This window comes from Streptomyces sp. NPDC025806 (assembly GCF_055558275.1).
Genome location: NZ_JBVHMU010000011.1, coordinates 155,885 through 175,043, shown reverse-complemented (window position 1 = coordinate 175,043; position 19,159 = coordinate 155,885). Strand labels below are relative to the sequence as shown.

Annotated in this window: 18 protein-coding genes; 5 read left to right on the top strand and 13 right to left on the bottom strand. The window is 73.0% G+C overall.

Going from position 1 to position 19,159, the window contains the following annotated elements; genetic code table 11:
• Window positions 1–41 precede the first annotated feature (41 nt).
• Window positions 42–1,280: a MurT ligase domain-containing protein gene (locus ACZ4E1_RS25300; protein WP_467542909.1), complete on the bottom strand. Its 1,239-nt coding sequence runs from the start codon at window positions 1,278–1,280 to the stop codon at window positions 42–44.
• A 142-nt stretch (window positions 1,281–1,422) separates the two neighbouring features.
• Between ACZ4E1_RS25300 and def the strand changes: the two genes are divergently transcribed.
• Window positions 1,423–1,971, top strand: a complete 549-nt coding sequence (gene def, locus ACZ4E1_RS25295) for a peptide deformylase (RefSeq protein ID WP_467542906.1) — start codon at window positions 1,423–1,425, stop codon at window positions 1,969–1,971.
• Window positions 1,972–1,995: 24 nt separating this feature from the next.
• Here def and ACZ4E1_RS25290 read toward each other — a convergent pair whose 3' ends face one another.
• The gene (locus tag ACZ4E1_RS25290; protein ID WP_467542904.1) at window positions 1,996–2,649 is read right to left on the bottom strand and encodes a TetR/AcrR family transcriptional regulator; all 654 of its coding nucleotides are present in this window, start codon (window positions 2,647–2,649) and stop codon (window positions 1,996–1,998) included.
• Between the two features lie 163 nt (window positions 2,650–2,812).
• On the opposite strand from ACZ4E1_RS25290, the gene ACZ4E1_RS25285 reads away from it, so the two are divergent.
• The gene (locus ACZ4E1_RS25285; protein ID WP_467542901.1) at window positions 2,813–4,039 is read left to right on the top strand and encodes an acyl-CoA dehydrogenase family protein; all 1,227 of its coding nucleotides are present in this window, start codon (window positions 2,813–2,815) and stop codon (window positions 4,037–4,039) included.
• Window positions 4,040–4,065: 26 nt separating this feature from the next.
• On the opposite strand, the gene ACZ4E1_RS25280 is transcribed toward ACZ4E1_RS25285, so the two are convergent.
• The 6 genes from ACZ4E1_RS25280 to ACZ4E1_RS25255 form a co-directional block, all read right to left on the bottom strand.
• On the bottom strand, window positions 4,066–4,821 hold the full coding sequence (locus ACZ4E1_RS25280) for an SDR family NAD(P)-dependent oxidoreductase (RefSeq protein WP_467542898.1): 756 nt from the start codon (window positions 4,819–4,821) through the stop codon (window positions 4,066–4,068).
• Window positions 4,818–5,357: a cupin domain-containing protein gene (locus ACZ4E1_RS25275; protein ID WP_467542895.1), complete on the bottom strand. Its 540-nt coding sequence runs from the start codon at window positions 5,355–5,357 to the stop codon at window positions 4,818–4,820. Before ACZ4E1_RS25275 ends, ACZ4E1_RS25280 begins: the two co-directional genes overlap by 4 nt.
• A complete protein-coding gene (locus ACZ4E1_RS25270; protein ID WP_467542892.1) occupies window positions 5,354–6,583 on the bottom strand; it encodes a cytochrome P450 in 1,230 nt (409 codons plus the stop codon). Before ACZ4E1_RS25270 ends, ACZ4E1_RS25275 begins: the two co-directional genes overlap by 4 nt.
• Window positions 6,580–7,662 (bottom strand): type III polyketide synthase, encoded by a 1,083-nt coding sequence (locus ACZ4E1_RS25265; RefSeq protein ID WP_467542889.1) that lies wholly within the window; start codon window positions 7,660–7,662, stop codon window positions 6,580–6,582. Before ACZ4E1_RS25265 ends, ACZ4E1_RS25270 begins: the two co-directional genes overlap by 4 nt.
• 134 nt (window positions 7,663–7,796) lie before the next feature.
• Entirely contained in the window at window positions 7,797–9,125 is a 1,329-nt protein-coding gene (locus tag ACZ4E1_RS25260) for an SWF or SNF family helicase (protein ID WP_467542887.1), read from the bottom strand.
• Entirely contained in the window at window positions 9,125–11,938 is a 2,814-nt protein-coding gene (locus tag ACZ4E1_RS25255) for a DEAD/DEAH box helicase (RefSeq protein ID WP_467542885.1), read from the bottom strand. Before ACZ4E1_RS25255 ends, ACZ4E1_RS25260 begins: the two co-directional genes overlap by 1 nt.
• A gap of 355 nt (window positions 11,939–12,293) precedes the next feature.
• Here ACZ4E1_RS25255 and ACZ4E1_RS25250 point away from each other — a divergent pair, with 355 nt between their 5' ends.
• Both ACZ4E1_RS25250 and ACZ4E1_RS25245 read left to right on the top strand, forming a co-directional pair.
• Window positions 12,294–13,361, top strand: coding sequence for a fatty acid desaturase family protein (locus ACZ4E1_RS25250; RefSeq protein WP_467542882.1), 1,068 nt, complete (start codon window positions 12,294–12,296; stop codon window positions 13,359–13,361).
• Window positions 13,362–13,510: 149 nt separating this feature from the next.
• Window positions 13,511–13,693, top strand: coding sequence for a hypothetical protein (locus ACZ4E1_RS25245; RefSeq protein ID WP_151475341.1), 183 nt, complete (start codon window positions 13,511–13,513; stop codon window positions 13,691–13,693).
• Here the strand turns inward: ACZ4E1_RS25245 and ACZ4E1_RS25240 are convergent.
• The 4 genes from ACZ4E1_RS25240 to ACZ4E1_RS25225 all read right to left on the bottom strand — a co-directional run bounded on the left by ACZ4E1_RS25240 (window position 13,690) and on the right by ACZ4E1_RS25225 (window position 17,527).
• Window positions 13,690–15,102 (bottom strand): 3-hydroxybutyrate oligomer hydrolase family protein, encoded by a 1,413-nt coding sequence (locus ACZ4E1_RS25240; protein WP_467542877.1) that lies wholly within the window; start codon window positions 15,100–15,102, stop codon window positions 13,690–13,692. The genes ACZ4E1_RS25245 and ACZ4E1_RS25240 overlap by 4 nt on opposite strands.
• A gap of 123 nt (window positions 15,103–15,225) precedes the next feature.
• Window positions 15,226–16,074, bottom strand: coding sequence for a hypothetical protein (locus tag ACZ4E1_RS25235; protein WP_467542875.1), 849 nt, complete (start codon window positions 16,072–16,074; stop codon window positions 15,226–15,228).
• A 470-nt stretch (window positions 16,075–16,544) separates the two neighbouring features.
• Complete coding sequence (locus tag ACZ4E1_RS25230; RefSeq protein ID WP_467542872.1) at window positions 16,545–16,865, bottom strand: hypothetical protein; 321 nt, start codon at window positions 16,863–16,865, stop codon at window positions 16,545–16,547.
• 128 nt (window positions 16,866–16,993) lie between these two features.
• A complete protein-coding gene (locus tag ACZ4E1_RS25225; RefSeq protein ID WP_467542869.1) occupies window positions 16,994–17,527 on the bottom strand; it encodes a PadR family transcriptional regulator in 534 nt (177 codons plus the stop codon).
• A gap of 130 nt (window positions 17,528–17,657) precedes the next feature.
• Here ACZ4E1_RS25225 and ACZ4E1_RS25220 point away from each other — a divergent pair, with 130 nt between their 5' ends.
• Window positions 17,658–18,410, top strand: a complete 753-nt coding sequence (locus ACZ4E1_RS25220; RefSeq protein WP_467542866.1) for an alpha/beta fold hydrolase — start codon at window positions 17,658–17,660, stop codon at window positions 18,408–18,410.
• A gap of 32 nt (window positions 18,411–18,442) precedes the next feature.
• Here the strand turns inward: ACZ4E1_RS25220 and ACZ4E1_RS25215 are convergent, their stop codons facing one another.
• Window positions 18,443–19,042 carry a class I SAM-dependent methyltransferase gene (locus ACZ4E1_RS25215; protein WP_467542863.1) on the bottom strand — a complete coding sequence of 200 codons (600 nt, stop codon included), beginning with the start codon at window positions 19,040–19,042 and terminating at the stop codon, window positions 18,443–18,445.
• Between the last annotated feature and the right edge of the window lie 117 nt (window positions 19,043–19,159).

Below are 19,159 nucleotides of genomic sequence, written 5' to 3'. Positions count from 1 at the left end.
CTCATCCTTAGCTGTTTCCGCTGTCTTCTCGTCGGGGCGGGTCAGTTGCCGACGCGGCGGCGGACGTCCTGGAACGCGGTGTAGTTGGCGATCAGCTCGATCCGGCCCTGGGGCAGCATCTGCACCGCCTCGTCGAGCGTCTCGCAGACCCGGAAGTCCAGGCCCGCGACCTCGAGCCGGACCGCGAGGTCGAGCTTGCGGTCACCGATCACGCAGATCGGGTGCCCGGCCAGACGCGTGTAGTCCACGTCCCACAGCCAGGAGGTGTCGGTGCCGTCCGCGCCCCGCGCGTTCACCGAGAGGATCACCGGGGTCGGCGGCGGGTCGATGAGGGTAAACGTTTCGAGCCAGCCCGCCGGGTTCTTGGCGAGCAGCAGCCGCAGGTCACGGTCCATGAACTGGACGACGTCGTAGCGGCCCGCGACGGCCTGCACCTGGTACATGCGCTCCAGGGCCACCTGCGGCGGCACTCCGAAGACGGCGGCGACGGCGGCGGACGTGGCCGCGTTCGCCTTGTTGGCGCGGCCGGGCAGCTGGAGGTGGATCGGCCAGGCGGAGCCGTGCGGGTCCAGCACGTAGTCGCCCTGGAGCGCCCAGCTCGCGGTCGGACGGCGGAAGCCGCACTCGCCGCAGAACCAGTCGTCACCGGGGCGCTGCATCACGCCGCCGCAGGCGGGGCAGGACCAGGCGTCGTCCTTCCACTCCTGGCCGGCCGCGACCCACACGACGTTCGGCGAGGAGGAGGCGGCCCAGACGACCAGCGGGTCGTCCGCGTTGGCGATCACGACCGCCTTCGAGCCGGCGAGGCCCTCGCGCCACTTCTCGGCGAGCATGCGGGTCTCGGCGGCGCGGTCGAGCTGGTCGCGCGAGAGGTTGAGCAGCGCGATGGCCTTCGGGCTGGTGTCGCGCGCGACGCCGGCCAGGTACTTCTCGTCGACCTCGATGACGCCGAACTTGGCCTCGGAACCACCGGCCAGGGCCGAGGTGATCCCGGCGGGCATGTTCGCGCCCAGCGCGTTCGACACGACCTCGCCGCTCGCGCGGAGGGCCTCCGCGATCAGGCGCGTGGTCGTCGTCTTGCCGTTCGTCGCCGAGACGAGCACGACGTCCAGGTGCTGGGCGAGCCGTCCGAGCAGCTCGGGGTCGAGCCTGAGCGCGACCTTGCCACCGATCACCGAGCCGCTGCCACGGCCCGCCGCGCGCGAGACCGCCGCCGCGGCCTTGCCCGCCGTCACGGCCAGCTTGGCCCGCGGAGTCATCGACTCCGAGTTGCCTGCCATCTTCCTGGGTCCTCCTTGCGTACGGCGCCGCGCCTGCCCCCGGCATCGCTTTTCCGCCTCAGCCTATCGAGACTCACCGACAAGCCCGAACAGCGGCACCACCAGCACGGGGAGGCTTGTACCGGACCGTACCCTTACGGCCATGCGACACGGCTCGATCCCGGGCGCCTCAGGGCGCGTACGACCCCTGACCCTCCTCGGCGATCCCGTACTGCGGGAACCCTGCGCCGACGTGACGGACTTCGGTCCCGGACTCGCGCGTCTTGTGGAGGACATGTTCGCCACGATGTACGCCGCCCAGGGGGTCGGTCTGGCGGCCAATCAAGTGGGGGAGTCCTTGCGGGTCTTCGTCTACGACTGTGAGGACGACGACGATGTGCGCCACGTGGGGCACGTGGTGAACCCGCGTCTGGTCGAGGCCGACGGCATCGAGATCCGCGGCCCCGAGGGCTGTCTCTCGCTGCCCGGACTGGAGGCGGGGACGCCGCGTTTCGACCACGCGCGCGTGGAGGGCGTGGATGTTCAGGGAGATCCTGTGGTGATTCACGGCACAGGATGGTTCGCCCGCTGTCTCCAGCACGAGTGCGACCACCTGGAGGGGCGTATCTACGCGGACCGCGTCACCGGCTGGCGGCACCGCAAGGTGATGCGCCAGGCGGCCAGGGCTCCCTGGGCGCGGGTCGGCGGATAGTCCGCCCGGCGAAGGGCGGCCCGGTCAGAAGCCGGGGCCGCCCACCTTGTCGCCCGCGGCCGCGAGGCGTCCCCACAGGAGGTCCGCGAGGCCGTGGACCAGCTCCGCGCGGGAACACGGGCGCTCGCCGAGCCACCAGTCGCCCGCGGCGTGCATCATGCCGACGATCCCGTGGCCCCACATGCGCGCGAGCTGCTGTCCGCCGGGCCCGAGGTCCACGCGCTCCTCGATGACGTCCGCGAGGTCCTCGCCCATGCGCCGCAGGAGCGGCGCCGAGTGCCGGCCGACGTCGAAGCCGGTGTCGGCCGAGGAGCCCTCGGCCGGGTGCATGAGGAAGCGGTACACCTGCGGGCGGGCCTCGATCGCGGCGAGGTAGGTGTCGAGCGTCGACTCCACGCGCTGGCGGCGGGCCGCGGGAGCGTCGAGCGCGGCCCGAAGGGAGGCGAGCAGCGCGTCGGTATGCCGCTTGGCGAGGGCCGCGTACAGACCGCCCTTGTCGCCGAAGTGGCGGTACAGGATCGGCTTGGTGATGCCCGCCTCGGCGGCGATCGCGTTCATGGAGGCGCCGGGGCCGTCGCGGAGCACCACGCGGTCGGCGGCCTCGAGCAGCTCACGCCGCCGGCGCTCGGCGGCGGACTGCTGGTCCGCGCGCTGATGGGTCCGCTGTGTGGTCTCCATGAGGATCTCCCCGCCCGTGCGATGGCTTGACGCACGCGAAAGGTAACACCCGGCGAATGTCGGGCATCGAACGCGTTCTCGGCGGTTGACACGAGCTACTCGTGAGTAACAGACTCTTGTTACCGCAAGTAACGCATGCAGTGTATGCAGCCCTGGAGGGGTCATGGCCGAGTTCACGATGGATCTCAACGACGAGCAGAAGGAAGTCCGTGACTGGCTTCACGGTTTTGCCGCCGATGTGATCCGCCCCGCGGCCGCCGAGTGGGACGAGCGCGAGGAGACCCCCTGGCCGGTCATCCAGGAAGCCGCCAAGCTCGGAATCTACTCCCTGGACTTCTACGCGCAGCAGTTCTTCGACCCGACCGGCCTCGGCATCCCGATGGCCATGGAGGAGCTCTTCTGGGGCGACGCGGGCATCGCCCTGTCGATCGTGGGCACGGGCCTCGCCGCGGTCGGCGTCCTCGCCAACGGCACCGAGGAGCAGATCGGCACCTGGATCCCGCAGATGTACGGCGACGCGAACGACGTGAAGGTGGCCGCCTTCTGCTCGTCCGAGCCGGACGCAGGCTCCGACGTCGCCGCCATGCGCACGCGCGCCGTCTACGACGAGGCCAAGGACGAGTGGGTCCTGAACGGCACCAAGACCTGGGCGACGAACGGCGGCATCGCCAACGTCCACGTGGTGGTCGCCTCCGTGGACCCGGAGCTCGGCTCCAAGGGCCACGCCTCCTTCATCGTGCCGCCGAACACCGAGGGCCTCTCCCAGGGCCAGAAGTTCAAGAAGCACGGCATCCGCGCCTCGCACACCGCCGAGGTCGTCCTCGAGAACGTGCGCGTGCCCGGCTCCTGCCTGCTCGGCGGCAAGGAGAAGCTCGACGAGCGCCTCGCCCGCGCGCGTGAGAAGGCCAAGTCGGGCGGCGAGCGCGTGAAGAACGCCGCCATGGCCACCTTCGAGGCCTCCCGCCCGGCCGTCGGCGCCATGGCCGTCGGCACCGCCCGCGCCGCCTACGAGGAGGCGCTGGAGTACGCGAAGACCCGCGAGCAGTTCGGCCGCCCGATCATCGACAACCAGGGCGTCGCCTTCCAGCTCGCCGACATGCGCACCTCGATCGACGCCGCGCGTCTCCTGGTGTGGCGCGCCTCCTGGATGGCGACCACGGGCAAGAAGTTCGAGAACGCCGAGGGCTCCATGTCCAAGCTGTTCGCGAGCGAGACCGCCAAGAAGGTCACGGCCCAGGCCGTCCAGATCCTCGGTGGCAACGGCTTCACGCGCGAGTACCCGGTGGAGCGCATGCACCGCGACGCCGCGATCTACACGATCTTCGAGGGCACGAGCGAGATCCAGCGCCTGGTCATCGCCCGCACCCTCTCGGGGATGCCGATCCGCTAGAGATCCGCTGGTTCCCAGGGGCCGCCTCAGTAGTCGACCAGGGCCCCGCACGAGATGTTCACGGTCGCGGACGTCATCGTGCGGGCCCGGTCCGAGGCGACGAACGCGGCGACCTCGCCCACGTCGGCGAGGGTCGCCGTACGGCCGAGCAGGGTGGGCTCGCGGAGCTGCTCCGCCAGCTCCGTGCGCCCCTCGAAGTCCTCGGGCAGGCTCTCGGGGATCCCGCCCGTCTTCAGCGTGACGACCCGGATCCCTGCGGGCCCCAGCTCGCAGGCCCACTGCCGGCGCAGCCCCTCCAGGGCGTCGAGCGACACCTTGAAGCCGCCGAGCCCCGGCTGGGTCTGCGGTCCCGAGCCGCCGAACGCGAGCACCACGCCCGACCCGCGCGCCACCATGTGCCGCGCCGCCGCCCGCGTGGTGAGGAACTGCGTCCGCATCGTGTTCTCGACCGGCGCCACGAACTCCTCGGCGCTCAGTTCCATGAGATGCCGCTGCACGTCGCCGACGCCGATCAGGTTGAACGAGATGTCGATCCGTCCGGTGCGCCGCGCGACCGCGTCCACGAAGCCGCCCACGGCCCGCTCGTCCAGCGCGTCGACCAGATGGGCCTCCGCGCTCCCGCCGGCTGCCCGGATCGCGTCGGCGGTCCGCTCGACCGGCTCGGCCGAGCGCCCGGCGAGGAACACCGTGGCGCCCTCCCGCGCGAACGCCAGGGAGACGGCGCCCCCGACAGCGCCGCCGGCGCCGTAGACGAGCGCCACCCTCCCTTCGAGCTGCTTCACGGCAGTGCCCCGTGCCGCAGCGGGGTCAGCTGCTCGATGTCGTAGCGGGACCGCAGCTCCTCGATGGCGGTGTGGTCGGGCGGGCCGTCCGACGCCAGGATGTCGAGGAGCTCCTCGAAGTACCGCTCGTGGTCCGGCGGGGGAGAGGCCTGGAAGAACATCTTCGCCGGGCTCCCCGTGGGGTTGGCGAAGGCGTGCGGGCACCCCGGCGGCACCACGATGACCGTCCCCGGGGTGGCCCGCACGACCCCGCCGCCCGAGGGCGAGCGCCAGCGCTGCCAGTGGTCCGGCGTCCTGATCCGCGGCTCGAAGGCGAGCACGTCCAGCTCGCCCTCCAGGACGTAGAACAACTCCTCGCTCCGGGTGTGCACATGGGCGCCGACGTCGAACCCCGGCGGCACCACCACCTCGAAGCTCGACGCCATGCGGGAATGGTCGCCGGTGACCTTGAAGGTGACCTGCTGCGCCGCCGTCTCCACGGTCCGTCCGTGACCCGGCGGCACCAGCAGCCCCTCCGCGGGCGTCAGAGCGGTCATCCGCTCTCCGACCACGTCACGGGCATCGCCTCCGGACCACGGATCAACGCGCCCTTGCGGAAGGGCACTTCCTCGGCGGGCACGGCGAGCCGCAGATCGGGGAAGCGGTCCAGCAGCGCGTCCACGAGGAGCTCCGACTCCAGCCGCGCCAGCATGCCGCCCACGCAGTAGTGCGGTCCGAACCCGAAGGAGACGTGCGGATTCGGGGTGCGGTCGAAGTCGATGCGGTCGGGGTCCGGGAACACGTCCGGATCGCGATTGGCCGCGAGATAGGAGACGTAGACCGCGTCGCCCTCACTGATGCGAACCCCCGCGACGTCGACGTCCTCCAGGGCGATGCGTGAGAGGCCCACCGCGCTGCGGTGCGGGATGTAGCGCAGCAGCTCGTCGATGGCCTGCGGGCGCAGGTCCGGCTCCGCCCGCAGGCGCGCCGCCAGATCGGGGCGCGTGAGCAGTACGTAGGCCATGTTGCCGCAGTTGTTGGTGACGGCCTCGCCGCCGATCTGCACCAGGACCGCGAGGCCGACCGCCTCGTCCTCGGTGATCTCACCGGCCGCGACGGCGGCGCCCAGCAAGGAGGTGACGTCCTCGCCGGTACTGTCGCAGCGCGAGCGCACCAGGTGCGTGAAGTACGCCGACATCTCGTTGCGGGCGCGCTCGCTGACCTCCGCGCCGTGCGCGGACGACAGGATCAACTGCGTCCACGTGTGCATCAGATGACGGTCGGCGGTCGGCACACCCATCAGCTCGCAGATCACGGCGATGGGGAACGGGGCGAGCAGCCGCTCCGTGAGATCGGCCGGCGGGCCGTCGGCCAGCAGAGCGTCCACCATCTCGTCGAGCATGCTCCGCGCGCTCGCCCGCAGCCGCTCGACCCCGCGTGCGGTGAACGCGGCGGCGACCGAGCGCCGCAGCCGGGTGTGGTCGGGCGGATCGGCGAAACCGACGGCGCCCGCCTGCGGGATGAAGTGCGGGGCCAGACGCGTCACCTGACGGCCCATCACGGCCGCACGGCTGAAGCGCGGATCGTTCGTCACCGTGCGGACGTCCTCGTGGCGCGTCACGAGCCAGGCCCAGCCCTCGCCGTTCGGCAGCTGGATCCGGGTGACCGGACCCTCGCGCATCAGCCGGGTGAGCACCGGGTCGAAGTCGACGCCGTGGAGGTCCAGGGCGGGCCACTCGCGGACCGGCGGGCGGGTGGCGGTCTCGGTGGTCTTCTCTGTCATACGGCGGCCTCCGCGAGCCCGGATCGATCGGTGGGGCGGCTCCAGCGGCCCAGCGACATCTCCGCGGTGATCCCGGGCCCGAACCCGGCGAGCAGCCCGCGGGCCGTGGGGTGCGCGCCGCCCTCGTCGAAGAGGCGGCGCAGCGCGTCCAGGACGACGGCGCTGGCGATGTTGCCGTACTCGGTGAGGGTGGCCCGGCTGAACCGGAAGGCGTCCGGCGGCACCTGGAGGAACTTGCTGAGGTCGTCCAGGATGCGCGGACCGCCCGCGTGAATGATGTAGAAGTCCAGCTCGGACGCGTTCCAGCCGTGCAGCCCCGCGAGCTGCTGGAGCGCCGGTGCGAGCGGCTCCATCGTGGTGGGCACCCGCTTGTCGAGCAGGAAGTGGAAGCCCGTGGCCCGGATGTCGTACGCGATCCAGTCCTCGGTCTTCGGGATGAGGTACGAGCCGTTGCGCTCCAGCGCGATCCCCGTGCCGCCCGATCCCCGCACGACCGCCGCGGCGACCCCGTCGCCGAACAGTCCGTTGGACAGCAGCGAACCGACGCCCAGGTCGGTCGGCTGGTAGCACAGCGAGCAGAACTCGCAGGCCACGATCAGCGCGTTCGCCTCCGGGTAGGCGGTGCAGAAGTCGTGCGCCCGGTTCACCGCGGCGCCGCCCGCCGCACAGCCCAGCTGGGCTATGGGTATCTGTCTGGTGTCGCTGGAGAAGTCCATCTCGTTGATCAGCCACGCGGTCAGCGACGGCATCATGAAGCCCGTGCACGACACGTAGATGATCACGTCGATGTCCTGGGCGCGCAGCTCCGCGTCCTCCAGCGCCCGGCGCACCACGGCGGGCACGCGTGCCTTCGCCTCCGCCTGGTAGAGCGCGTTGCGCTCCTCGAAGCCGGGGTGCTTGAGGGTCTCCTCGATGGGCTGCACGATGTGCCGCGTCCGCACGCCCGTGTTCTCGATCAGGCGCAGCGCCAGCGGGAGTTGAGGGTGTCCCTCATGGTGGGTGCGCGCCAGTGCGAGGGTCTCCTCCATGGTGATCACGTGTTCCGGTACGGAGACAGCTGGTCTGCACAAAGTCGCCATGAGCCCGCGCCTTCCGATCGCCCCCTGGTGGGTCGCCGCCTGTTGTCGTGGGCGGCTCAACCACGATCCCCCGCCGCGCACCGTTCGGCCCGCAGGACTACTCCGTACCGGTGGCGGCGGGGGCTCCCGCGGGCCTACTCCTCGCCCGCTCCCAGGGCTGTGACCAGCGCGGACGCCGGATCGGCCGCGGCCGGGCCGACGGGCGTCCAGCGGCCCCGCTCCTTGCGGTACGGCCACCAGCGGCCGTCGCTCCCCAGGCGCAACTGGGCCCTCCCGCCGGCCGCCGTCCAACGGCCGCGGGACGCCTGGAGCGCGGGCCGCTCACCGTCGTCCCACGCGGCGTCGAGCGCCGTACGCGCGCGTGCCGCGGCCTCCGGGTCCGGCGCCTCGTCCCGCTCCAGGACGGCGAGCGCCGCCGGGCCGCCGCACTCCCAGGCCCGCACCGCCAGGGCCAGACCCTCGCGGTCCCGGCCCGAACCCTCGGCCAGCCGCAGCGCCACCCGCTCCCCGGGCCCGCCGGCGGCCAGACGCACGGCGTCCTCGGCCGGGGACGGCTCGGGCGCGGGTGCCCGCAGCGCGTGACCGTCGGCGAGCGCGTCGGCCAGCAGCCTGCGCGCCTCCGCGGCCGCCTGTGCCCCCAGGAACTCCAGGGCCTCCGCGTCGAGCCCCTCGGGCGCGGGCGTCTCCGTGTCCAGGGACGGCGGCACGCCCGGCTCCTGGGGCAGCTCCGGCCCCCCGGGCAGCGGTGGCAGCACGAGCGCCGACGCGTACGCCTCGGCGGCGTCCACGCCGTCGGGCTCCGCCTCCGGCTCGGGGCCCCGCTCGGAGGCGCTGTGCGCCGCGCTGCGCACCTGGAGCTCGTCCAGCAGCTCCCGCTCGCCCCGGCCGCGCAGCAGGAACAGCAGGAACGGATCCTGGTCGAGCAGCCGCGCCAACTGGTAGCTCAGCGCCGTGGTGTGGGCGCAGTGGTCCCAGGCGCCGCACTCGCACTCGGGTTCCAAGTCGCCCACACCCGGCAGGAGTTCCACGCCCGCCGTCGCCGCGTCCTCCACCAGGTGCGGCGGCATGTCGCGGTCCAGGAGCGCCGCGATGTGCCCGGCGCGCTCGACGGCCATGTCCGCGAACCGGTCCCAGGCGTCCGCGTCCCACTGCCCCAGCAGCACGTCCGCGCGGTGCCGGGCGCCGCCGCGGTCCCGCACCACGGCCGTGATGCGACCGGGGCGCACCGACACCGCGCCGACCGTGCCCGCACGGGCCAGTGTGCGGCCCGCCTTGAGCTGCCTGAGCTCCAACGCGGTGTCCTCCAGCGCCTTCAGCCACGCCTGGCCCCACCAGGTGACGGCGAAGCCCTTCCCGTGGATGGGCGGCAGCGCGGCGAAGGTGCGCTCCTGCGAGGCGCCCGCGCGGGACGCCTCGCCGTGCTCCTCGTGCTCGGACTCGTAGTCGTCGTACAGGTCGCTCATCAGGCGCCGCCCCCTCGCAGCTCGACCAGATCGGCCAGTTCGGCATCGGTCAGTTCGGTCAGGGCGGCCTCCCCGGCGCCCAGCACGGCGTCCGCCAGCTCCCGCTTGCGCTCCAGCATCGCGGCGATGCGGTCCTCGATCGTGCCCTCCGCGATCAGCCGGTGCACCTGCACGGGGCGGGTCTGCCCGATCCGGTACGCGCGGTCGGTGGCCTGGGCCTCCACCGCCGGGTTCCACCAGCGGTCGTAGTGCACGACGTGTTCCGCGCGCGTGAGGTTCAGCCCCGTGCCGGCGGCCTTCAGGGAGAGCAGGAACACCGGGACCTCGCCGTCCTGGAAGCGCTCCACCATGGCCTCGCGCTCCGCCACGGAGGTGCCGCCGTGCAGGAACTGCGTGGCGACGCCCCGCGCGTGCAGATGCCGCTCCACGAGGCGCGCCATCTGCACGTACTGGGTGAACACGAGCACGCTCGCGTCCTCGGACAGGATCGTGTCGAGCAGCTCGTCCAGGAGCTCCAGCTTGCCGGAGCGGCCGGGGATGCGCGGCGCGTCCTCCTTGAGGTACTGCGCCGGGTGGTTGCAGATCTGCTTGAGCGCCGTCAGCAGCTTCACGATCATGCCGCGCCGCTCGAAGCCCTGGGCACCCGCGATCTCCGCCAGGGTCTCGCGCACCACGGCCTCGTAGAGCGCCGTCTGTTCCTTCGTCAGGGACACCGCGCGGTCGGTCTCGGTCTTGGGCGGCAGCTCCGGGGCGATGCCCGGGTCGGACTTGCGGCGGCGCAGCAGGAAGGGCCGCACCAGGCGGGCCAGCCGGTCCGCCGCGGCCGGGTCCTTGCCGCCCTCGACGGCCTGCGCGTACCGGGTGCGGAAGGTGCCGAGCCGGCCGAGCAGCCCCGGGGTCGTCCAGTCCAGGATCGCCCACAGCTCCGAGAGGTTGTTCTCCACCGGGGTGCCCGTGAGCGCCACGCGCGCGCGGGTGCCGATCGTGCGCAGCTCCTTCGCCGTCGCGGAGTACGGGTTCTTGACGTGCTGCGCCTCGTCCGCGACGACCATGCCCCAGGTCGTCGAGCCGAGCCGCGCGGCGTCCAGGCGCATCGTCCCGTAGGTCGTCAGGACGAACTCGCCCTCGGCCAGGTCCTCCAGGGAACGGCGCGCGCCGTGGAAGCGGCGCACCGGGGTGCCGGGCGCGAAGCGCTCGATCTCGCGCTGCCAGTTCCCCATGAGGGACGTCGGACAGACCACCAGGGTCGGACCTGCCGTCTCCGGAGCGGTCTGGCGGTGCAGGTGCAGCGCGATGAGGGTGATCGTCTTGCCGAGGCCCATGTCGTCGGCGAGACAGGCGCCGAGACCCAAGGAGGTCATGCGGGCCAGCCAGTTGAGCCCGCGCAGCTGGTAGTCGCGCAGTTCGGCGTCGAGCGCGGCCGGGCTGCCGACCGGCTCCATGCCCTCCGGGTCCGCGAGACGGTCCCTGAGCCCCGCGAGCCAGCCGGTGGGGAGCACCTCGACCCGGCGCCCGTCGAGCTCCGTGGAGCCCGTCAGGGCGGCGCTGAGGGCGTCGACCGGCGTCACCTTGCGGTCCTGGTGGGAGCGGACGCGCCGGGCCTCTCCGGGATCCATCAGGACCCACTGGTCGCGCAGCCGCACCACCGGCCGGTTCGACTCGGCGAGCCGGTCCAGTTCGGCGCGGCTCAGCTCCAGGTCACCGACGGCGAAGCGCCAGTCGAAGGCCAGCAGCGCGTCCGCGCCGAGGAACGACGGCATCCCCGAGGACGCCTCGTCGCCCTCGGGCGGCCCGACGACCGCGCGGGCGGTGAACCGGCGGGCCAGATCCTTGGGCCAGTGCACATCGGTGCCGGCCGCCGCCAGCGCGCGCGCCCCCTCCCCGAGCAGTTCGGTGATCTCGTCGTCCGCCAGGTCCAGCGCGTCCGGGACCGCGGCCGACAACAGGGGCGTGAGCGGCGCCCACGCGCGTGCCGCGCGGCGCAGGGCGAGCAGCGCGTCCATGCGGGCCCGCGCCCCGAAGGCCCGGCCGGCCGCACCCGAACCGGCCCACACCTCGGCCGCGTCCGCGACCAGCGACGGATCGCTGACGCTGTGGATCTGCAGCACGGCGCGGAAGGGCAGTCGCGCCTCGTCGTCGACGGCCGCGGCGAGCCCGGGCACCTCCACGCGCAAGGAGACCCGTACGCCCGCGTCGTGACCCGCCGCGACGTCCGCGGCCCAGTCGGCCAACTCGGGTGCCCGGCGCGGCTCGCGCGCGGCGAACGCCGGGGAGCCGGTGGCGAGCGCGGCGGCGGGGGAGCGCGGCAGAGTGTCGGTCACGGCGTCGAGGAAGGCCCGCAGCAGGCGCTCGGGCGCGTGCAGCCGCAGCGGACCCGGCCCCTCGTCGAGCGGCCCGTCGTCGAGCGGCACGGCGTGCGCCTCGGGAGGCATCGCCGCGGCCAGGTCGCGCAGCCGCGCCACGTCGTCGGCGCGCAGCGGTCCGGCCCGCCACGCGTCGTGTCCCGCGGCGCTGAGACCGGGCAGGAGCAGTCCCCGCGCGGCCAGTTGGAGGGCGAACAGCGCGGCGGCGCCCCAGAAGGCCGTCGTCGGCTCGGGGTCCGCGACGGTGCGCGCCCGGGTGAGGACCGGCAGGGCGGCGCGCACCGGCAGGGCGACCGCGGCCACGGTGACGGCCTCGACCGTGCCGTCCTCGGCGGGCAGCACGAGCGGCAGGTCGACGGGGGTGCCGGCGACGGGGGACGGGGGCTGCTCGCCGTCGGGGCGCCAGAAAACGACCGTGGACGTGCGCGCCGGGTCGTCGGGCGCGAACACGGCACAGCACTGTGCGAGTTCGGTGATCTCGGCCGGAGTGGGTGCGGGATGCGTGAGTGCGGAGATGGCGACTTCCTCGTATCAATCAAATTTGACTACGCGGCCTGGAGGCGCCGAGGGTACACCGCTCGATCCGGCGGACGGAGGCATTCAGGCCGTGACGTGAGTCACCGCGCCGGACCGCCCCACCCTTAAGGGTGCAGCCAGCCCCCCTACAGAGGCGGGGGGACCCCCGTGCGTGTCCGGGTGGTGGCGCCATGGCCCCGCGAGGCCCCGAAAACCTACGTTTTTCCAGGTCGGGCCGGAGCGAAGCCGGCCGCACCGACCCTCGTCCACCACAGACCGGAGACCCGCCATGTCCACGGCCGTCGGAACCCTCGCCCCACCCGCACCAAGCGCCACCGCACGGCAACTCCCGCCCGAGACCGGCAGCGAGTTCACCCCGCTGCTCAAGGACGTCAAGGGGCAGGGCCTCCTCGACCGGCGCACCGGCTGGTACGCGCGCATCATCGCCGTCAACGCCCTCTGCCTGGCCGGTGTCGTCACCGGCATGGCCCTCCTCGGCGGCTCCTGGTGGGTGCTCGCCCTGGCCCCGGTGCTCGCCGTCCTCGGCGCCCGCACCGCCTTCATCGGGCACGACGCCGGCCACGCCCAGATCACCGGAAACCGCTCCGTGAGCCGCGCCATCGGCCTGATCCACGGCAATCTGCTCCTCGGCATGAGCTACTCCTGGTGGAACGACAAGCACAACCGCCACCACGCCAACCCCAACCACATCGAGAAGGACCCCGACGTCGCCGCCGACGTCCTCGTCTTCACGAGCGGCCAGGCCGCCACGCGCGTGGGCTTCCGCGGCTGGCTCACCCGCCACCAGGCGTGGCTCTTCTTCCCGCTCACCCTCCTGGAGGGCCTCGCCCTGAAGCTCTACGGCTTCCAGGACCTGCGCCGCCAGTCCGGCCGCGAGCGGCTGATCGAGGGCGGCCTCCTGGTGGCGCACATCCTCGGCTACCTCACCCTGCTGCTCACCACGATGCCGCTGGGCCACGCCCTCGTGTTCGCCGCGCTCCACCAGGCCCTGTTCGGCCTCCACCTGGGCATGGCGTTCGCCCCCAACCACAAGGGCATGGAGATGCCCGACCCCGACGGCGACAAGTGGGGCCACCTGCGCCGCCAGGTCCTCACCTCGCGCAACATCAAGGGCGGCGCCCTGACCGACTGGTTCCTCGGCGGCCTGAACTACCAGATCGAGCACCACCTGTTCCCGAGCATGCCCCGCCCGCACCTGCGGCTCGCCCAGCCCATGGTGAAGGCGCACTGCCGCGACCTCGGCATCCCCTTCACGGAGACCGGGCTCGTCGACTCCTACCGGCAGGCGCTGCGGCACATGTACGAGGTGGGCGAGCCGCTGCGGGCCGACATCTGAGACCCGCGGGACCCGGCCCCGGGACCGAGGATCAGGGTTCTCTCAGGGTCGCGCACAGGAACCGTGGACGTCGCGGGCCCGTTCCTACAACAGAGGGCGGGCCCGCCCCACTCAGCCGAGGGCGAGCCGCCCCGAAGGAGGCCACAGACATGTCGAAGAACGCGAAGATCGCAGCGGGAGGGGTGGCGGCCGGGATCATCCTGCTGATCTGGCTCCCCTGGTGGGCCGCCCTGCTCATCGTCCTCGGCGTGCCCGCCGCGGCGTACCTGACCCTCGACCCCTCCCAGCGCCGCCGGCTGCGCCGTGTGACCCGCAAGGAGATCGGGCGCTAGGCGGACGGCTTCCCGGTCGGCGCGACCGAGCAGGTGTCCACGACGTCACCGCTCGCGGGCCGGCCGACGACACGGTCCGCGGGCGGCGGTGTGCCGCGCTCCACCCACGTCGTGAGCGCGTCGAAGGCGTCCCGGTAGCACGGCAGGATCGGCCGCAACCGGTCCGGATACGTGTCGTACAGGCCGTCCGTGTGGGTGCCGCCCTGGATCGTGTACGTCCGGTGCAGCGCCCCGCGTCCCTGGTCCCGGACCATGCGCGCGTAGGCGTGGGCGTCCGTCGAGATCGGCAGCAGCGTGTCGAGATCGCCCTGGAGCGTGATCAGCGGCCTGCCGACCCGGCCGGTGAGCGCCACCCGCTCGACGGCCCGTTGCACCGAGGCGGGCCGGTCCGCGTACCGGTAGGCGGCGTCGGAGGCGCACGGCGCGAGGAGCCGCTCGGTCGTGGACCCGGCGGTGGCGCCCGGACAGTCCGGGTCGTACCGGGGGTCGAACGCGGCGCGGTACACCTTCTGCGTGAGCCCCCAGTAGACCTTCTGGTGATACGGCCACAGGAACTCCGAACCCCGCGCGAACCCCGCCGCGTACATGGCGTCCGCGTCGGCGGCCCCCTGGCCGTACGCCACGGCGGTCGGGAGCGAGGTCAGCAGCGGCGGCGCGTCCGCCCGCCACAGGACGCCCTCCCAGTCGACGCCGCCGTCGTACAGCTCCGGGCGGTTCTCCAGTTGCCAGCGCGTCAGGTAGCCCGCGTTGGAGATGCCGGTCATGTAGGTGCGGCGCGGGCCCTCTCCGTAGCGCAGGGCGACGGCGCGGCGGGCGGCGCGGGTGAGCTGGGTGGTGCGGGCGTTCCACTCGGCGACCGCGTCGCCGGGACGCTCGCCGTCCCGGTAGAAGTTCGGTCCCGTGTTCCCCTTGTCGGTCGCCGCGTACGCGTACCCCTGGGCGAGCACCCGGTCCCCGATCGCGGCGTCGGTCGCGTACTGCTTTCGGTTGCCCGGCGCCCCCGTCACCACCAGGCCGCCGTTCCAGCGGTCGGGCAGCCGGATCACGAACTGGGCGTCGTGGTTCCAGCCGTGCGTGGTGTTCGTGTGCGAGTCGTCCGGGAAATAGCCGTCGATCTGCAGACCCGGGACGCCGGACGGCACCCGGGTCCCCTTGGCCGTCAGGCCGGCCTGGTCGGCCGTGTCCGTGTACGGCGTCCCGGCCAGGCCGGTCGTCGTCAGATCCGCCAGACAGGCCTGCCGCTGCAACTCGGCGGCGGGCACGCGGGTGCGCTCCTGGCGCGCGCAGTGCGCGGCGGACGCGGACGTGGACGCGGACGCTGGCGTCGCGGCGAGAGCCTGGGGGCCGGACGCGGCCAGCGCCACGAGGGCGGTCGCGGCCAGCAAGGGGACGGATCTGGGCGTGCGCATGGAGAGGGCCTCCTTCTCGACGCGGGAAGAGGCCTCATCGTGAAGGGGACGCACCGGCACAACCATGGGGCGGGGCCACATCGGGTGTCTGCCCCGTATGTGGCCCCGAGGCCGGTCCGCGGCTCAGACCGGGCGGACGGCCATCTTGTCGAGCGCCTCCAGCAGGCTGGGGAGTTCGGGACCCCGGCCGACCGGCAGGACCTCGCCCGGCTCGTCGTCGAGCAGGACGAAGGCGATGTCGTCCGTACGCGCCACCATGGACCAGCCGGGCCCGTCGGCCCGGAGCGTACGGGCGTCGCCGGAGGCGAACGCGGACCGCACCCGGCCCAGCGGCGGCGGAGTGTCCACGTACCCGCGCACCTCGGCCAGAACGCGCTGCACGCCCTTGTGACCGCCCGTGCCGCCCGACTCCGCGGCGTCGCCGTCGCCGTCGCCGTCCGCCGTCGCGCCGTCGGGCGTGGTGGCGAACTGCTCGTCGTCGATCTGCTCGCGCCACGCGGCCCACTGGAGCGCGATCTCGTCGGCGCCGAGGCGGCGTTGGGCCGGGCCCCAGGCCGCCGTGTCCGGCGGCGTCAGCGGCGTCAGGTCGGCCTCGTCGGGACCGGGCTCGGGATCGTGCGGCTCCGGGACGCCGGGCGCCGCCACGGCGAGCGCCAGCGGCCACCCGGGCAGCGCGGCCACCATGCTGTCCTCGTCGGGGGAGAGTTCGTACTCCATGCCGCAGTCCCACGACGCGATGGCCACCGCCACCAGCGACACGTCGTCGACCACGACCGTCCAGCGGGCTCCCTCGGCGTCCTGGCCGAGCACCAGACCGTAGCCGTCGGCCAGCGGGGCGAGACCCAGAGCCGCGCAGGCCTCCGGATAGTCGTCGCCGAGCACGCTGGGGAACTTCGCGGGCGTCAGCAAGATCGCCGTGAGTACGTACAGCGCGTCGTCCCCGGTGACGACGGCGTCGTCCGTCCCGGCCATGCCAGCCTCCCCTGAGCTTTGATTGTTCGGCGTGACCTTAGTCAGTTTCCGGGGATGCCGTACAGGGGCGATGACCAGGAATAATCCGTCGACCCCCGCGGTGTGTACGCCTACGGTGGACGGCATGTTCGCCAATCGTGCGCGCTTTGTGTGCCTTCCGTGCCGGGTCGCCTTCAAGAAGGGCCACAAAACCGGGCGATCGTGGCGTGATGTGTGTCCGCAGTGCGGTGGTGGACTGGTGGAGTCGGGCACGGCTCTGGCCGTCCCGAAAAAGCGGGACACGGCGGGCTGGCAGGCGCTCGCGGCCGTCCTGGGGTCCGGCCTGCGGTTCCGTCAGATGTGCTGCGGATGCGGACCCGGCTATCGGCCGCGCACGCCGCGCGAGGTCCGCGAGCGCAGGGAGCTGGCGTCCCGCACCGGCATGCCCGTCCGGGACGCCCTGGAGTGCTCCGACCCGACCTGCGCGGACGTCAGGCAGCGGGCAGGCCGAGGAGGCTTCGCGCCACCTCGCGCGGTGACGCGTCCCGCTCCCGCGCGAGGGCGATGACCGCCCGCCGCGCCAGCTCGTCGACCCCGAACGCCAGCGCGCCCGGATCCACCCAGGCCGCGGCTTCCTCGGCCCGGTCCTGGTCGCCCTCCGCGCGCGCCGCCACATAGACGGCGGCCGCCTCGAAGAGGTTGTGCCGGCGCCGTTCCCCGCCGCGGGGCGCCGTCTCCGCGAGGGTCGCGCCCTCGTTCCGGGTCGTCCCGGTGCGCCAGGTCTGCCATGACGTGCGGACTCTGCCGAGCATGCGTGCCACCGTCCCCTGCCGATCGCCGCGGCGCCGCCTGCAGGGGCGCTTCGCAACTTCCTCCGCACGGCGCGGAGTTGGCTTCATGGTGACAGAAGGTGGCCCTGTGGGAACCTCCTCGGAACCCCTCAGTGGCCCGGCGCCTCCAGGTCCTTGAGGGTCGCGCGCAGCCAGTCGAGCTCGGCGCGGCTGGTGGCCCGCGCGATCGTCAGCACGCCTCGGCGGAACGGGTCGGGGAGATCCTCCGCGCGCAGGGCGCGCTCTCCTTCGTAGAAGAAGCTCGCCGGCTCCTCCAGGAAGGCGAGCCGGCGCCGCAGGACGGCCGCCTGCGCCGCGGTGTCGTCGAGGTGGCGCAGGAAGGCGAGGACGGTGAACCAGCGGTTCTCGTCCGTGATGTCCGGCCGCGCCGGGTCGGTGAGCCTCCCGCGCAGCTCCGTGCGGCCCTCTTCAGTGAGGCTCAGGACGTGCCGCGGTGCCGCCGCGGCCCCCGGCTGCGTCTCCCGCACCAGCAGCCCGGCCTTCTCCAGGCGCTTGATCGCCGGGTAGAGCGTGCTCTCCGCGACGGGCCGCACGTGCCCGGTCAGCGCGGTGATGTGCTTGCGCAGCTCGTAGCCGTGCAGCGGGGTGTCGTAGAGGAATCCGAGGATGGCGAGCTCCAGCATGCCGCCATCTTCGCCCATGGGGACCGGACTGCCTCGGTCAGGTAGTGCATCGTTGACGTAGTACTACGTCGCCGATGTATGGTGAGCGCGCAGGACGACGTGAGACGAACTGGGTGGAGAGGGGGCCGGAATGCGGCAGGCGGTGTTCGACGGGCGGGGGAGTTGCATCCGCTGGACCGAGGTGGAGGGGGAGGAGCCCGCGCGCGTGTATGTGCACGGGCTCGGTGCGGCCTCGACCGTGTACCACGCGCACATCGCGGCCCGGCGCGAACTGGCGGGGCGCCGCTCGCTGTTCGTGGACCTGCCGGGGCACGGCATCAGCGACCGGCCCGCCGACTTCGGGTACACGCTGGAGGATCACGCGGACGCGCTGGCGGTGGCACTCGACGCGGCCGGGGTGCGGGACGCGGAGATCGTCGGGCACAGTATGGGCGGCGCCGTGGCCATCGTCCTCGCCCACCGGCGCGGCGATCTCGTCTCGCGCCTGGTCGTGGCCGAGGGCAATCTCGATCCGTACCCGCCCGCGAAGGCGGGCAGCAGCGGCATCACCTCGTACGAGGAAGAGGACTTCGTCGCGGGTGGTGGTCACGCGCGCGTGCTGGAGAAGGTCGGCCCCGCGTGGGCGGCCACCATGCGCCTCGCCGATCCGCTCGGCCTGTACCGCACGGCCCGTGGCCTGGCGCGCGGCACCGAGCCGACCATGCGCCGCATGCTGGAGGAGCTTCCGGTCGAACGGATCTACCTCCAGGGCGAGTTGAGCGGCGAGCTGCCCGGAGCCGCGGCGCTGACGGCGGCCGGCGTCAAGGTCGTGCAGGTGCCCGGCTCGGGGCACAACCTCATGTTCGACGCCCCTGCAGCCTTCGCCGCGGCCGTACGGGGCTGACAGGCGGGGCCGGCCTCTGAGGCGGGCCCCGCTCAGCCCTCGCGGACGGCCAGTGTGAGGAAGCGCGTGTCCTCGTCCACGTACGAGGTCATGCGCCAGCCCGCCGTCGCCAGCAGGGGGCGGAGCTGCGGCTCGGCTCTCAGGTCGTCCGGGGTGATCTCGCGCCCGTGCCGTGCGGCGAGGGCCGCGCGGCCGATCGGGTGGAAGAGCGCCAGCAGTCCGCCGGGGCGGACCACGCGCGCGAGCTCCGCCAAGTCCCGCTCCGGATCCGGGAGATGAGAGATCAGGCCCGCGCCGAACACCGCGTCGAGCGAGCCGGACCGCAACGGCAGCCGGGAGACGTCCGCGAGCAGCAGCCCGCCGTCGCGGTCGCGGCCGGCGCGCACGGCGGCCCGCAGCATCGCCGGTGTCAGATCCGCCCCGAGCACCGTCCCGGACGCCCCGACGGCCGCGCGCAGCGCCGGAAGGGCCCGGCCGGTGCCGCAGCCCGCGTCCAGCACTCTGTCGCCCGGACGCAGCCCGAGCGTGGCGATGGCGGCCTCGTACGCCGGACCGTCGTCCGGGAAGCGGGCGTCCCAGTCGGCGGCCCGGGATGTGAAGAACTCCTGTACACGCGTCCGGTCGTCGTTCATGCCGTCCATGATGACCGAGGGCTCTGACAGTCGGTCCGCCCCGAACGAGTGACGGCGGGATCGAAAGGTCCGTATCCGGACCGAAAGCTTCGGATGCGCGTGCGGTGCACATGTTCG